The organism is Hymenobacter jejuensis (assembly GCF_006337165.1).
Classification (GTDB): Bacteria; Bacteroidota; Bacteroidia; order Cytophagales; family Hymenobacteraceae; genus Hymenobacter; species Hymenobacter jejuensis.
The window spans coordinates 3,354,971-3,369,799 of record NZ_CP040896.1 but is presented as its reverse complement, the minus strand read 5'-3'; the positions used below and the strand labels follow the sequence as shown (position 1 = coordinate 3,369,799).

Here is a 14,829-nt window from a genome sequence, read left to right as displayed (position 1 = left end):
TTATGTAACAACCTTTTAGAAGAATAAAAACCGTAATGGAACAAAAGCAAACTCCGCGCTTCGCCTTTGGCCGGCGCAACTACCAGTTGATGTTTGTAGGACTGGCTATTTTGGCCGCGGGCTTCATCACCATGACGCTCGATTCGAGCGACTACGGCGAAGGATTTCTGGGTATTACGCTCGGCCCAATTTTGCTGATTATCGGCTTCGGAATTGAGTTTTGGGCCATCATGACGCGGCCCGGCTCTGTACCCCAGCCCGCTACCGACACCGCTACCCGCACCGAAACGGCCACCACAACTGCCACTCCCGTGACAGCGCCGGCGCGCCCTACCTACAAACGCCCCTAGATGAGTTATTGGCACGCGCTGCTGTTGGCCATCGTGGAAGGGCTGACGGAATTCCTACCGGTTTCCAGCACCGGACACATGATTATTCTGGCTAACCTGCTCGGTATCGGGCAGTTACCTTTTACCGAAACCTACATCACGTCCATTCAGCTTGGCGCTATCCTGTCGGTGGTGGCGCTTTACTGGCGGCGCTTTTTGCAGAGCTTCGACTTTTACGTAAAGCTGGCGGTGGCTTTTTTGCCGTTTGGCATCCTCGGTTTTTTGCTGAAGGACGTGATCGAGGAGCTACTGAAGAGCGTGACAGTCGTTTCGATTTCGCTGGTTGTGGGCGGCATCGTGCTGCTTTTTGTCGACAATTGGTTCAGTGGTCCGCGCAAGGAAGTCACCACGCCGAGTCTCAGCAAAGCCTTCAAAATTGGGTTGTTTCAGTGTTTGGCGCTGGTACCCGGCGTTTCGCGTTCGGCGGCTACCATCGTCGGTGGCTTGGCCCAAGGTTTCGACCGGCGTTCGGCGGCCGATTTCTCATTTTTGCTGGCTGTGCCCACCATGGTCGTGATCACAGGCTACCAATTGTACAAAGTGTACAAAGTAACCGGGCCGCAACCCGGCGATTTGAAGCTTTTGCTGTTCGGCAACGTGATCGCCTTTCTCGTGGCGATGCTGGCTGTGAAGTCGTTTGTAAATTTTGTTTCCCGCTTTGGCTTTCGTGCCTTCGGGTTTTATCGTATCATCCTCGGAGTCACGATCTTGATCATGATTTCGCTGGGCGTGAACCTGCACCTCATATGAGCCACGGCCCGTTTGATTTTGAATCGGGCGAGATCCTGCTCCTCGACAAGCCTCTTACTTGGACTTCCTTCGACGTCGTCCGGAAGGTCAAGAACACGCTGCGCATCAAGAAAATCGGCCATGCCGGCACCCTCGACCCGCTAGCGACGGGCCTGCTCATTCTGTGCACCGGCAAAATGACCAAGCGCATCGACGAGATTCAGGCGCAGGAAAAAGAATATACCGGCACGTTTCGTCTCGGCCAGACCACGCCTTCTTTCGATCTGGAAACGCCAGTAGATCAAGAGCTTCCGTATGAGCACATCACGCTGGAAGCGCTGGAAGCCGCAGCTGAAAGCTTCGTGGGTTTCATTCAGCAGACGCCGCCGCTGTATTCCGCGGTGAAAATCAACGGCGAACGCGCTTACGAAGTAGCCCGCCGCGGCGACTCGGCCGAAATCAAATCCAAACAAGTCGAAATCAAGACGTTCGAGCTTACGCGCGTTGCGCTGCCGGAAGTGGATTTTCGCGTGGTTTGCTCGAAAGGGACGTACATCCGGAGCCTCGCCCGCGATTTTGGCCAGCTTTTGGGCTGTGGAGCCCACCTTGCCCAGCTCACCCGCACGCGCATCGGCGAGTATCGTGTGGCCGATGCCCTGACGATGGAAGCCATCGAAGCCATGCGGCCGCCCCGGCCGGAAGGCTCGGAAAATACATCCGGCGCGCCGCGCGAAAACGCCAACCGTCGGCCCCCCAGGCGCCGTATTCAGGCGTACGTAGCTCCTTCTCCCGATACTCCTTCTTCCGAAGCTTCTCCCGATGCAAGTCGTTCGTGACCCGGCGCAATTTCCGCATCTGACCAATGCCGTTGTTACCAGCGGCACGTTCGATGGCGTGCACGTGGGTCACCAGAAAATCTTGAGCCGGTTGCTGGAAGAAGCGCAGCTTAGCAATGGGCCTTCGGTCGTCATTACGTATTGGCCCCACCCGCGGTTAGTGTTGGCACCACCCGTAGCGCATCCACAACCTCTTGATTTACATTTGCTTAGCACCTTAGAGGAGCGCATTGAAAGGCTAGCTGACTTCGGGGTTGACTACCTCCTGATCGTACCTTTCACGCGCGAATTCTCCGAGTTGACTTCGGAACAGTACATTCAGCAATTGCTGGTCGATACGGTAGGTACGCGCAAGCTGGTAATTGGCTACGACCATCGTTTCGGCAAAAATCGCGAAGGTGGCTTTGAGTACCTGCAACAAAATGCCGGTCGCTACGGCTTTGAGGTAGAAGAAATCTCGCGTGAAGATATTGACGCCGTGGCTGTTAGCAGCACCCGTATTCGTCGCGCCCTCGAAAATGGCGACGTCAGCACGGCCAATCGCTACCTCGGCTACGATTACACCTTCACCGGCACCGTCGTGCGCGGCCAACAACTGGGCCGCACCATCGGCTTCCCAACGGCCAATATGCACTGCGAAGAGCCGCTAAAGTTGGTGCCAGCCCGCGGCGTGTACGCTGTGATGGCCACTACCGCTGCGGTCACTGTTCACCCGGCCATGCTCAATATCGGCGTGCGGCCTACGGTAGGCGGCAATCTGGCTCAAACGGTTGAGGCCCACCTGCTCGATTTTGATGGCGACCTCTACGACCAACTACTCACCGTTAAGTTCGTTGCACGCCTTCGCGACGAGCAAAAATTCTCCGGCTTAGATGCGCTTAAGGCGCAATTGTTTCTCGATGCTGAGGCCGCCCGTAACCACTTAATCGGCGGCTGAAGGCCAAGCATCAGCTACTTTTTGACTTAAGCTATTAAAGGCTTGGCTGTATTCAGTCAAGCCTTTTTTTAAAAGCCTTATAATCAACTATTTATCTAATCACTTATTTCACCCAAACCATTTGAGATGATGGACTGCACAGAACTTTTGTAACATTTGGGCAATCAATGATTTACCCATTTTCAAAGGCAGCCTTCAGGGATTTCAGAAAATGGATGAATTTTTATCATTCCTTTATGCGCCGCTTCCACTAGCCCCTATTTCCTGATTTTCCCACCCACTTTTCCTCTCCATGATCAATAAAGTTGTAGCTAATGCCCAGGCAGCCCTGCAAGGCATCACCGATGGCATGACCCTTATGCTCGGCGGTTTCGGCCTGTGCGGCATTCCCGAAAACAGCATTCAGGAGCTGCTGCGCCTCGGTGTGCGCGACCTGACCTGCATTTCCAACAATGCCGGCGTCGACGATTTTGGCATTGGACTATTGCTCCAGAAGCGGCAGGTGCGCAAGATGATTTCGTCGTACGTGGGCGAAAATGCTGAGTTTGAGCGCCAGCTACTTTCCGGCGAGCTGGAAGTCGAATTGATTCCGCAGGGTACGCTGGCCGAGCGCATTCGGGCCGGTGGCGCTGGCATTCCGGCCTTTTTTACGCCCGCCGGCTACGGCACCGAGGTAGGCGAAGGCAAGGAAAGCCGCGAGTTTAACAGCAAAATGTACCTGATGGAGACGTGGCTGCGGGCCGATTATGCGTTTGTGAAAGCGTGGAAAGGCGACACAGCCGGTAACCTGATCTACAAAGGCACGGCACGCAACTTCAACCCCATGATGGCTACTGCGGGCAAAATTACGGTTGCGGAAGTAGAAGAATTGGTGCCCGCCGGCGAGCTCGACCCCAACCAGATTCATACGCCGGGTATTTTCGTGCAGCGCATTTTTGAAGGCAAAAACTACGAGAAGCGCATTGAGCAGCGCACTGTGCGGCAGAAATAGCGCATCGGCATCCGACAAGCATCAAGTACAGCAAGTGATAGAGCCCTTTGCTTGGCTCTAAAACCTAAGTTTTTATTCCTATGAGAAAGGCTATGATTCTTGCGTTGCTGCTCCTGTTCAGCGGCTATACCACCAGCGCGCAAACAGCGGCTCCGGTCGCCACCCGGCCCGCTGCCAAGGCTAAACCCTCGGCTTCCGCCCAGGCCTCCTTACCTGCCATCGACCAGCTGCTACGCGAGTACACCGAGGCCAATCGGGTACCCGGCGCCATTGCTCTGATCATGCGCGATGGTCACGTTATTTATCGTAAAGCCTTTGGGCTGAACGATGTAAACGCCAAAACGCCCCTCCAAGCCGATGCCATCGTGCGCATAGCTTCTCAGACGAAAGCCATCACCAGCGCAGGCGTGATGATGCTTTACGATGAAGGCAAGTTTCAGCTCGACGATCCTATTTCGAAGTATCTGCCGGCTTTCCGCAACCCGAAAGTGCTGGCTACATTCAACGAGCAGGATTCTACTTACACTACTGTTCCGGCCCGCAGCGAAATCACCATTCGCCAGCTGCTCACGCACACGTCGGGCATCAGCTACCCGGTTATTGGCAGCAAAGAAGCAAAAGCGATTTATGCGAAGGCGCACATTCCCAGCGGCATTGGCACGCCAAACGACAAGCTGGCGACCCGCATGAACGCGCTGGGCCCGTTGCCGCTGATGCACCAGCCGGGCGAACGCTTTACGTACGGCCTGAGCGTAGATGTGCTGGGCTACCTGATCGAGGTGCTCTCCGGCCAGCCACTCGACCAGTTTTTGCGCACGCGCTTGTTCGAACCGCTGGCCATGCGTGACACCTACTTCTACCTGCCCGCCAATAAGCAGCCCCGTCTGGCGGCGCTTTACACGCAAGATGCCGCTAAGAATACCATCAAGACGGGGCCGCGTGATGGCATGATCCCGGATTACCCCAAGGAGGCCGGCACCTATTTCTCGGGCGGCGCGGGCCTGTCCTCCACCATCGACGACTATGCCATTTTTCTGCAAATGATGCTTAACGAAGGCCAGTACAAAGGCCGGCGTTTGCTCAAACCAGCTACGGTGCGTTTGATGACGCAAAACCAGATTGGCGACGTGAACCAAGGCCTGAATAAGTTTGGGTTGGGTTTCAGCATCGTCACGCCGCAGGGTGCGGCCAAGTCGGGCCTTTCGGAAGGCAGCTTTGAGTGGGGCGGCATCTTCGGCACTACGTATTGGGTCGACCCGAAGGAGAAAATCGTGGCGCTCCTCTACACCCAGAAATACCCCAACAGCTATGGCGACCTGGCCGACAAATACAAGATGCTGGTGCGCCAGACGGTCATCGAATCGAAAGCTGTCTTGGTTAAATAACTCGTCCCTCTTTCTTTCCCACCCGCATTATGTTAGACAAACACGGCATTGCCAAACGAATAGCGCAGGAGTTGCGCGATGGATACTACGTCAATTTGGGCATTGGCATTCCGACGCTGGTAGCCAACTACATTCCGGCGGGCATCAATGTAGAACTGCAATCGGAAAATGGTTTGCTGGGCATGGGCCCCTTCCCGACGGAAGACGAGGTTGACCCCGACCTGATTAATGCTGGCAAACAGACGGTTACGACCCTGCCGGGTTCGTCGTTGTTCAGCTCGGCCGATAGTTTCGGCATGATTCGCGGTGAGCACGTCGACCTCACCATTTTGGGCGCGATGGAAGTTTCGGAGCGCGGCGACATTGCCAACTGGAAAATTCCGGGCAAGATGGTAAAAGGCATGGGCGGCGCCATGGACTTGGTGGCTTCCGCCAAAAACATCATCGTGGCCATGCAGCACACCGCCCGCGACGGCTCAAGTAAGTTATTGACTGACTGCACGTTACCAATAACTGGCATTCGCTGCGTCAAGAAAATCGTTACGGAACTCGCGGTGCTTGATATTACTCCTGATGGCTTTGTGCTGCGTGAGCGCGCGCCCGGCGTCACCATAGACCAGATTAAAGCCGGCACTGCCGGGCGGCTTGTGATTCCGGAAGAAGGGGTACCCGAAATGGTTCTCTAGCAACCGCAACGCTATTGCCTTCATCAATCAAAAAAGGGCTGCTCGCTATCGGGCAGCCCTTTTTTGTTAGTATGCGCGTTACTGCTACTTGTTGGCGGGAGCGGGATTGGCCGACGTAGGCGTTTTACGAGCCGGAGCAGCGTATTCCTCGGCCGGTACGTTATGCGGAATGGGCTCCTTGCCTCGCTTGGCCGAATCGGCATTTACGACGGCCGTAGAGCTATCGGCAACAGCCGAATCGTAGGCCGCTGAAATGTTCTTGGGCGGCTCCGAGGCTCCTGTTTGTCCGGCGGTAGAGGAATTCGCGTTGTCAGACGATGAATTGGACGAGCACGCGCCGAAGGCGGCAGCGAAACTAAGCAGGAAGAGAAGACGCACTACTTTCATGGGGCTGGCGGATAGGAAGTTCATCAATACTCCCGAAACGAATGTTAGCACCTGGTAGTTATATTCTTTATTACCACAAGCATGCCGGCTTGGCTTTCCTTTATTACCGGTTTTCAAATCAAACCCGCCTGCAAGCGACTGCGTTAATTCCGGAAGCAAAACCGTGAAGGATAGCTCTTTCCGGGCGGCCAAGCTTATTGCTTCCTAAACCTTAACCCGTAAAGCGGAGTACCCTCAACCGAAGCTGCACCCTGGCCGAGCCGATTTATCGGCGGCCGGCGGCGGCATTCGTTAGCTTTGTAAAAACCCAACCTACTTATGGCAACCAATTCTAGCGGCAAAACCGGCGGCAGCCACGCTAAAAAGCAGGCGCTACCCGGCATGCCCTCCCCTGGCGAGCTGCTGACGCCCACCGCTGTTCCGGCGCACAAGCTGGTACTGCGGACCCTGAAAAGAAACGACTTCAAAGCCGTGAAAGACATCATGGACAAGGTGTACTCCAACATGGAGGGCGCCTGGGCCTCTGATGAGTACTACGCCCTGATCAAGAAATTTCCCGAAGGCCAGATTTGCATCGAAGACAACGGCGTGGTCGTAGCTGCGGCGCTGGCTATCATCGTGCAGTACAGCGACTTCGGCGACAAACATACCTACGCCAAAATCACGGGCAACGGCAAGTTTAACACCCACAACCCCGATGGCGACACGCTGTACGGCGTCGATGTGTTCGTGGACCCCGAGTACCGCTCGCTGCGCTTGGGCCGCCGCCTCTACGATGCGCGCAAGGAGTTGTGCGAAAACCTGAACCTGCGGGCGATGGTAGCCGGCGGCCGCATTCCCGGCTACGCGGCGTATGCCAACGAGATGACGCCGGCCAAGTACGTGGAGATGGTGCGCAACAAGGAAATCACGGACCCGATTCTGACTTTCCAACTCAGCAACGAGTTTCACGTTCGCAAGATTATCAAGGGCTACCTGCCCTACGACTCCGAGTCGAAGGCTTTCGCCACCCTGCTCGAATGGATCAACGTGTATTACGAAGAGGAAGAGAAACTCATTGGTAACCAGAAGTCTAACGTGCGCATCGGAATTGTGCAGTGGCAGATGCGCGCTACCCGCAGCCTGGAAGACTTCTACCAGCAGATTGAGTTTTTTGTTGATACGGTAAGCGGCTATAAGGCTGACTGTGTGCTGTTTCCAGAATTCTTCAATGCGCCGCTCATGGCGCTCACCAACGAAGAATCACCGTCGGTGGCCATTCGGGCAATGGCGGCGTTCACGGAACCCATCAAGACCAAGTTCATGGAGCTGGCCGTGAGCTACAACATCAACGTTATCGCGGGCTCCATGCCCATGTACGAAGATGGCAAACTCTACAACGTCTCGTACCTCTGCCGCCGCGATGGCACTGTGGATGAGCAATATAAGCTGCATGTAACCCCTGACGAAGCCAGCTATTGGGGCATGCGCGGCGGCGACAAGCTCAAGTGCTTCGACACCGACTTTGGCAAGATTGGCATTCTGGTGTGTTACGATTCGGAGTTTCCGGAGCTGGCTCGCATGCTCTCCGACGAGGGCATGAAAATCCTGTTCGTACCCTTCTGGACGGATACTAAAAACGCGTACCAGCGCGTGCGCATTTGCGCCCAAGCCCGCGCCATCGAAAACGAATGCTATGTGGCCATTACCGGCTCGGTGGGCAACCTGCCGCGCGTCGAGAACATGGACATTCAGTACTCGCAGTCGGCGGTATTTAGTCCTTCAGACTTTGCTTTCCCGCACGATGCCATCGTGGCCGAAGCCACGCCGAACACCGAGATGACGCTCATTGCGGATCTTGACCTTGATTTGCTTAAGGACCTGAATTCCAGCGGCGCCGTGCGCAATCTCCGCGACCGCCGGAAAGACCTGTATTCGGTAAGCTGGGTGAAGAAAACCGAACGCGACGACGAGCTGCTGGCACAAGGCGAAGAACGGGCACCTCGCTCAACCAAGCGCAAAATCCACGTAGAGTAAAGTGTAACACCTCTAGTAAAAAGCCGACTGTCTTTTAGAGCAGTCGGCTTTTTTGTTTCCTTAGAATATTTATAACGAACCAGAAAAAGTACTAGGTTATTTCTTGCCGATTTTAGAAGTTGCACAGACTATTTAAGCCTTTCTGTCCCTTCACTTTATGGAAGTAACTTCTACTGATTCTCAAGAAACCGCCGAACAATTGGAGCTTGCCGGCAAGGGCCGCCGCTTCGCCAATTACCTCCTCGACTTGGTTTTTATTTACGCATTCGCCTTTCAGATCGGAATTATTCTATCGGTGGCCGGTATGGAGGCCGCGTTAAACCAGCTAGACAACCCGCTGCTCGGCCGCTTATTCGGCGTGCTGGTTCTGATCGTCTATTACTTGTTTTTTGAAACCGTCTTTGGGCGCACCATCGGCAAAATGATAACCGGCACACGGGTAGTTACTTACGAAGGCACGCAACCCGATTTTCGTACGGTTTTCAAGCGCACAATGTGGCGTTGCGTGCCCTACGAGGCTTTTTCGTTTCTCAAGAGTGAGCAAGGCAAGCACGACTTGCGCTCCGAAACCATCGTGATTCGCGTACGCAAGTAGCAACTTCCTAATTATCAGATATTTACATCAAAGCCGGCGCCCGTTTGGGTTGTCGGCTTTTCTTTTTGTGTATTCTATAGTTGCTTAATAAGCCCGTGTGGGCCGCATTGTTTGGACCTGGCAAAGTTTGATATTGCCCATCCGGCCGCGATAATTACGTAAACTGCGATCGCGAACCCGAAGTACCACCAGAGTTTACCTCAACCCAACTCACCCTATGAAACGCGTCCTTATTACCGGTGCCAACCGCGGCCTGGGCCTTGAACTCACGCGCCAATACCTGGAGCGCGGCGACCAGGTTTTTGCCGCTACTCGCCAGCCCGAATCAGCCATCGATTTGAACACCCTGCACGAGCAATACCCCGATCGGCTGGTCGTGATTGGCCTTGATGTGACCGATCCGGCTTCGCTGGAAGCGGCCCGCAAAGCCGTAGAAGCCGTCACCGATGGTCTTGATATTCTGATTAATAACGCGGGCATCCTGCCTGGGCATCCAGGTTCTGGCCTCAACGACGACCCCAACACCCAGTACTTAGGCAATCTGCGTTACGACGACGCCCTTCAGGTATTCGGCACCAATGCGGTAGGCCCACTGCTGGTTGCCCAAGAGTTTTTGGGCCTGCTACGGGCTGGCAATAAGAGCCGCATTGTGAGCTTGTCCTCGGGCCTAGGTTCGCTTACGCTTAAGGCCTCGGGCAGCCAGTATCACTACAGCGCCAGCAAAGCCGCCATGAATATGTACATGCGCACTGTGGCTGCCGAAGTCGGCCATTACGGGCTGATTTCAATTATGGTTGATCCGGGCTGGATGCGTACGGATATGGGCGGCACCGGTGCCGCCCTCAACCCCACCGACTCGGCCCGCGGCATCATCCGCCTCACCGATCAGCTTCACGCCGAAGAAAATGGGAGCTTCCTGAACTGGCAAGGACAACACGTTGCTTGGTAACATATTATCAATCAAACAATTGCAAAAATCAAAAGAGGCGCTCCGTATGATGTGGGGCGCCTCTTTTAGTACCGATCAAAATGCTGCCTATACCTGCTGCATCAGCAGATGCGCGTGATCGCGGAGGATGGTGCGTAAAAAGGCCTCGTCAGGCAAGTCGGTGCGGATGCCGGTAACAGATTTCACCTTGACGGCTACTTCGTTGAGCAGCAGATAATTCTGACGCTGCACGCTTTTAAACAGTAGTTGCCGGACGACGGCCACATCGTGGTCGCTGAGCTGCGCGGCCTGCGGAAACACCACCATGTAGTCGGAAGAGGTGAGGCCGGCTGACAAGGGGCTGGCATGCTGCGGCCGAGGCTTCAGGCTAATCACAGCTGTGCCCGCGGCCAAGTCGCCGAGGCGCTGGCCGCGCCCATTGAGCAAAATGGTGAGCGCCGCTATGGCGCCGCCAAACGTCAGGATTTCGATGGGGCGTAACAACCAGCGCAGCACGTAGTTGCCCAAGCTGGGCCGCGTGCCATCCAGCCGAATCACTTTGATGTGCCGGGCTTTCTTGCCCAGGCTTTGGCCGTTGAAAAAGACCTCGCAAGCCAAGTGGTACACCATCGTCGGCAGCAACATAAGCAGCACGCCCACCTGGCCTAATCCCAGGCCAAATTGAGAGTTGAGCACGGCGCACAGCAGAAACCACACGAGGTACAGGCCATAGTCGATCAGGGCGGCCAGGATGCGGTCGCCGAGGCTGGCGACCTCGTATTCTAGCGTGACGTTTTGGGTGGTATGAATGCGAATCGTGCTCATAACAAAAGGCCAAATAAGGCCCGGAACGAAGGCTAAATCTTTATATTTGTCAGACTGCGTCTGCCGCTTTTTTACTCCGTTTTTACGTGTTGCCCCCTTATGCGCGAAGCCGTTTTCCTGCGTCAGAACGAGGCCAAATGGCGGCGTTTTGAAACCGAGCCCCCCGCCGGCCCCGACGAGCTGGCTACGCGTTTCGTGGAGCTGACCGACGACTTGGCGTTCGCCCAAACCTTCTATCCGAACTCGCCGACTACGCAGTATCTCAACGCGCTGACTGGCAAGCTACACCAGGCCATTTATAAAAACAAAAAGGAGGCTCCGGGGCGGTTTAAGCGGTTTTGGCAGCACGAATTGCCTTTGGTAGTAGGCAGGCATCACCGCACACTGGGATGGGCGCTGGTTGTGTTTTTGGTCTTCACGGCCCTTGGCGCTTTGTCGGCAGCTTACGACGACACGTTTGTGCGCGTGGTGCTCGGCGATGATTACGTCAACACAACGCTCGACAACATCGAGAAAGGCGACCCTATGGCCGTGTACAAAGGCATGTCGGAAGCGCCGATGTTCCTGTTTATCACCGTCAACAATGTGCGCGTGGCCCTGATGACGTTTGCACTGGGTGTTTCGTTTTCGCTGGGCACGGCGTACATGCTGTTCAAAAACGGCGTGATGCTGGGCTCCTTCCAGTACTTTTTCTACCAGAAGGGCGTGTTGTTGCCTTCTCTGCTCACCATCTGGATTCACGGTACGCTCGAGATTTCGGCCATTGTGCTGGCCGGCGGCGCGGGCTTTGTGATGGGCAACAGCCTGCTTTTTCCGGGCACTTATTCGCGCGCGGCCTCCTTCCGGCGCGGTGCCCGCGACGGCGTCAAGATTGCCATTGGCTTGGTACCGATTTTCATCTTGGCGGGCTTTCTGGAAGGCTTCGTGACGCGCCACACCGAAATGCCTGCTGCGCTGAGTGTAGCCATCATCGGCGGCTCGGCAGCCTTTATTGGTTGGTATTTTATCCTGTATCCTCGTCAACTCAGGCGCCGGTTCGGCGACGGCGGCTCTGTTTAACAACTATTTGATTAACAAATACTTACGTATGCAATCAAAATTTACCCAAGAAGCTGATTTCCGCCAGGAACGCGATTTTGGCATGAAGATCAGCGCGACGTTTGAGTTTCTGGCAGCGCATGCGCGGCCCTTGGGCAAGGCCGTGGTGTACATCGTGTTGCCGGTGGCATTGGTAACTGGTATTTCGTTAGGCTTGGCTCAGGCTTCGGTATTTAACCGCGCTCTTACTCAACCCAACCGCGATTTTTCTGCTTTCGGCGCTGTTCCGACGGGACTAGGCTACTTTGTCGGTTTGGCCGGCCTGCTCCTGACGTATGTTTTGCTGGCAGCTACGGTTTACGGGTATGTATTGCTTCGCATGGAATCTTCTGTACAAGAAGAGGTTACACCGCGGATGGTTTGGCAAAAAGTCCGCGGCACAGCGCCCTGGATGCTCTTGTCGTTGGTGGGCGTGAGCATTCTTTTGGTTATTGCTTTTGTGCTGCTGTTTGTGCCCGGCATTTACTTAGCAGTACCGCTTAGTTTGTTTATGGTAGTCATGGTAATGGAAGGCGGCAGCTTTGATCGTACGCTGAGGCGCTGCCTGTCTTTGATCAGCGGCAAATGGTGGTCTACCCTAGGGTTGATATTCGTTATGACGCTTATCCAGAGCTTTCTCAACATCATCTTTCAAATTCCTCAGTACCTGGTTTTTGCCGCTAAAGCATTGCATTGGCCCTTCATCTCTTCCGACGCCGCCATGATGGTGACCCAGAGTATTGCTACGGTCGGCGCAAGTCTGCTTTATATTCCCACTATAGTTGCCCTCATGTTTCAATACTTCAACTTGGTCGAGCGCAAAGAAGGCATCGGCTTGCGGGCTTTAGTTGATAGCATTGGGCAAAAGCCGGCGGTCGTGGAAAACTACGCCTACCGCCCGGACGAAGAAGGCGAATACTAATTACTTGATTATCAAATAGTTGTATTTAATCAATTTTTTTGATTATTCGCTTGCAATCTCCTTGGCATACATTCCAGTTGCGGCTCGCTAATTTTCTGTTAATCACGCAGTTAATTATCACCTTCTGCGTTCTAGCTCCGCACTTTGGCGCGGCCCAGAGGCGCGGAGCTTCTCCCGATGGCTCCATAAATCCGCAGCATTTCCCCGCCGATCGTTCGGCCACTGTTACGCTTCGCCGCCCTGCACCTGGCCACCTCCACGACTTCCGTCGGCAGCGTGATTTTCAGTACGTGGAAGTTAAGAGTGAAATGAGTGCCTGGGACTTGTTTTGGATGCGTTTCTGGAACAAAGTGTCGGAGTGGCTGAACAGCCGCAGCTACCAGGGTTTCTGGCGTTACGTTTTCTACACGCTGTTTTTGGGTGCCATCGCATTTGTGATTCTGAAGCTGTTTCAAGTCGATCTGACGGGCGCTTTCGGGCGCTCGCCGCGCCGCGCCGCCTTGGCTTATGACACCGAATCGGAAGACATTCATGCGCTGGATTTCAACGCCCTACTGGCCGAAGCCGAAGCCAGCGCCAACTACCGGCTGGCTGTGCGCCTGGGTTATTTGCAAGTGCTCAAGCAGCTCACTGACCACCACCTGATCGAGTGGCAGCCCGACAAAACCAACCAAGCCTACGTGCAGGAAATGGCCTCTATCCCACTTCGGCCGGCTTTTACGGAAATTACGCGCCAGTTTGAGTACGTGTGGTACGGTGAGCTGGCCCTCACCGCCGAGCACTACGCTGTTACCCGCACTGCCCGCCTCGATTTTCTGACTCAACTGGCTAACCGCCGCGCCGCCTGATGACTATGTTTCGCTGGTATCTGGTGGGGTTGTTGGCGCTGTTTGGCAGCTACGTCGCCGTGGAGTATTACCGCCCCAAACCCCTGGATTGGTCGCCGACTTACCTCAACAAAGACAAGATTCCGTATGGCACTTACGTGCTGTACCAGGTGCTGCCCGAGGTGTTTGGCCAGCGAGTTCAGCAAGTGCGGCTGCCCGTCTATAACCAACTTGGCGAAGACTCGGCGCAGACTACCTTACGCACTCCCAAGCACAATTATCTATTTATAAATCAATCATTTACCATAAGCAAACCCGATACCCGAGCCTTGCTGCGCTACGTGGCCCGCGGCAACGACGTTTTCATCGCGGCCGAACAGTTTAACTCGCATTTCCGCGATACGCTAGGGTTTCACACGGCGCCCTTTTTAAGCCGGCACAAGCAGCACCAGGCGCGCACAGCTGCGGATTTGCTTACTGACTCCGTCACCTTGCGGCTGCTCAATCCGCAGCTGGCGCACGCAGCGGGTAGCCGTTTCCGCTACCCGGTTTTAAACGTCACCTCGCGCTTGCTACTCGACAGCCTGACGCGCGGCACACTTCTCGCCACCGACGAGCAAGGCCGCGCCGTGCTGGTGCGGATTCCGCACGGACGCGGCAACTTTTACCTGAGTTCGGTACCCGCCGCGTTCACCAATTATTTTGTGTTGCAGCCTCATACCGAAGGGTTTGCTTTTGCTGCCCTTTCGTATTTGCCGGCCCGGCCCATCTGGTGGGATGAGTACCAGAAACAAGGCCGACCGGGGGAACAGTCGTTGCTGCGGGTGCTGCTGGAACACGATGCCTTGCGAGCGGCGTATTATCTTGGGAGTGTGGGACTTATGCTCTTCCTGCTCTTCGAAGCCAAACGGCGCCAGCGTATCATTCCGATTCTTAGGCCGCTGCCCAATACCACGCTGCTGTTTGCGAGTACCGTGGCCTCGCTGTACCGGCAGGGAAGCAACCACGCACTTATTGCGGAGAAGAAAATCAGCCTGTTTCAAGAGTACCTCCGGTCCCGTTTTCAGGAGCCTACTCTGGATCTGAACGACGAGCTACTGCGCGAACGCATCGCTCAAAAGGCAGGTATGCCGCGCGCCAGAATAGACGCGCTGGTACGCACCATCAACTTTAGCCTGACTGCGCCAAGCGTTTCCGACCGCGATTTGCTACTGCTCAGCAAAACGCTCAATGAGTTTCGAAAAGAGGCAAAATAGAAAATTGCACTGGTAGTATAAATTGTATTTTTATTGTTTATAA

The 14,829-nt window shown here is 54.9% G+C and carries 16 protein-coding genes; 14 read left to right on the top strand and 2 right to left on the bottom strand.

Annotation, left to right across the window (positions count from 1 at the left end):
• The first annotated feature begins 35 nt into the window (after positions 1–35).
• From FHG12_RS14010 to FHG12_RS13980, 7 genes are all read left to right on the top strand, one after another.
• A complete protein-coding gene (locus FHG12_RS14010; protein ID WP_139516322.1) occupies positions 36–350 on the top strand; it encodes a DUF3098 domain-containing protein in 315 nt (104 codons plus the stop codon).
• Positions 351–1,139 (top strand): undecaprenyl-diphosphate phosphatase, encoded by a 789-nt coding sequence (locus tag FHG12_RS14005; protein ID WP_139516321.1) that lies wholly within the window; start codon positions 351–353, stop codon positions 1,137–1,139.
• Entirely contained in the window at positions 1,136–1,954 is an 819-nt protein-coding gene (truB, locus tag FHG12_RS14000) for a tRNA pseudouridine(55) synthase TruB (protein ID WP_139516320.1), read from the top strand. The genes FHG12_RS14005 and truB overlap by 4 nt, the downstream gene beginning before the upstream one ends.
• On the top strand, positions 1,938–2,891 hold the full coding sequence (locus FHG12_RS13995; RefSeq protein WP_139516319.1) for a bifunctional riboflavin kinase/FAD synthetase: 954 nt from the start codon (positions 1,938–1,940) through the stop codon (positions 2,889–2,891). Before truB ends, FHG12_RS13995 begins: the two co-directional genes overlap by 17 nt.
• Positions 2,892–3,183: 292 nt before the next feature.
• On the top strand, positions 3,184–3,882 hold the full coding sequence (locus FHG12_RS13990) for a CoA transferase subunit A (RefSeq protein WP_139516318.1): 699 nt from the start codon (positions 3,184–3,186) through the stop codon (positions 3,880–3,882).
• Positions 3,883–3,962: 80 nt separating this feature from the next.
• Complete coding sequence (locus tag FHG12_RS13985; protein WP_139516317.1) at positions 3,963–5,267, top strand: serine hydrolase domain-containing protein; 1,305 nt, start codon at positions 3,963–3,965, stop codon at positions 5,265–5,267.
• A 29-nt stretch (positions 5,268–5,296) separates the two neighbouring features.
• Positions 5,297–5,953, top strand: coding sequence for a CoA transferase subunit B (locus tag FHG12_RS13980; protein ID WP_139516316.1), 657 nt, complete (start codon positions 5,297–5,299; stop codon positions 5,951–5,953).
• Positions 5,954–6,037: 84 nt separating this feature from the next.
• Here the strand turns inward: FHG12_RS13980 and FHG12_RS13975 are convergent, their stop codons facing one another.
• The gene (locus tag FHG12_RS13975; RefSeq protein ID WP_139516315.1) at positions 6,038–6,340 is read right to left on the bottom strand and encodes a hypothetical protein; all 303 of its coding nucleotides are present in this window, start codon (positions 6,338–6,340) and stop codon (positions 6,038–6,040) included.
• Positions 6,341–6,721: 381 nt separating this feature from the next.
• Here FHG12_RS13975 and FHG12_RS13970 point away from each other — a divergent pair, with 381 nt between their 5' ends.
• The 3 genes from FHG12_RS13970 to FHG12_RS13960 all read left to right on the top strand — a co-directional run bounded on the left by FHG12_RS13970 (position 6,722) and on the right by FHG12_RS13960 (position 9,900).
• Positions 6,722–8,356 (top strand): bifunctional GNAT family N-acetyltransferase/carbon-nitrogen hydrolase family protein, encoded by a 1,635-nt coding sequence (locus FHG12_RS13970; RefSeq protein WP_139517821.1) that lies wholly within the window; start codon positions 6,722–6,724, stop codon positions 8,354–8,356.
• Between the two features lie 157 nt (positions 8,357–8,513).
• On the top strand, positions 8,514–8,951 hold the full coding sequence (locus FHG12_RS13965) for an RDD family protein (RefSeq protein ID WP_139516314.1): 438 nt from the start codon (positions 8,514–8,516) through the stop codon (positions 8,949–8,951).
• A gap of 217 nt (positions 8,952–9,168) precedes the next feature.
• Complete coding sequence (locus FHG12_RS13960; RefSeq protein ID WP_139516313.1) at positions 9,169–9,900, top strand: SDR family oxidoreductase; 732 nt, start codon at positions 9,169–9,171, stop codon at positions 9,898–9,900.
• A gap of 87 nt (positions 9,901–9,987) precedes the next feature.
• Here the strand turns inward: FHG12_RS13960 and FHG12_RS13955 are convergent, their stop codons facing one another.
• Positions 9,988–10,704 carry an RDD family protein gene (locus tag FHG12_RS13955; RefSeq protein ID WP_139516312.1) on the bottom strand — a complete coding sequence of 239 codons (717 nt, stop codon included), beginning with the start codon at positions 10,702–10,704 and terminating at the stop codon, positions 9,988–9,990.
• Positions 10,705–10,803: 99 nt separating this feature from the next.
• On the opposite strand from FHG12_RS13955, the gene FHG12_RS13950 reads away from it, so the two are divergent.
• Genes FHG12_RS13950 through FHG12_RS13935 form a run of 4 tightly spaced genes read left to right on the top strand, consistent with a single transcriptional unit; the run spans position 10,804 to position 14,786 of the window.
• A complete protein-coding gene (locus tag FHG12_RS13950; RefSeq protein WP_139516311.1) occupies positions 10,804–11,763 on the top strand; it encodes a stage II sporulation protein M in 960 nt (319 codons plus the stop codon).
• Between the two features lie 28 nt (positions 11,764–11,791).
• Positions 11,792–12,703 (top strand): hypothetical protein, encoded by a 912-nt coding sequence (locus FHG12_RS13945; protein ID WP_139516310.1) that lies wholly within the window; start codon positions 11,792–11,794, stop codon positions 12,701–12,703.
• A 38-nt stretch (positions 12,704–12,741) separates the two neighbouring features.
• Positions 12,742–13,551 (top strand): DUF4129 domain-containing protein, encoded by an 810-nt coding sequence (locus FHG12_RS13940; RefSeq protein WP_139516309.1) that lies wholly within the window; start codon positions 12,742–12,744, stop codon positions 13,549–13,551.
• A complete protein-coding gene (locus tag FHG12_RS13935) occupies positions 13,551–14,786 on the top strand; it encodes a DUF4350 domain-containing protein (RefSeq protein WP_139516308.1) in 1,236 nt (411 codons plus the stop codon). The genes FHG12_RS13940 and FHG12_RS13935 overlap by 1 nt, the downstream gene beginning before the upstream one ends.
• The last annotated feature ends 43 nt before the right edge of the window (positions 14,787–14,829 follow it).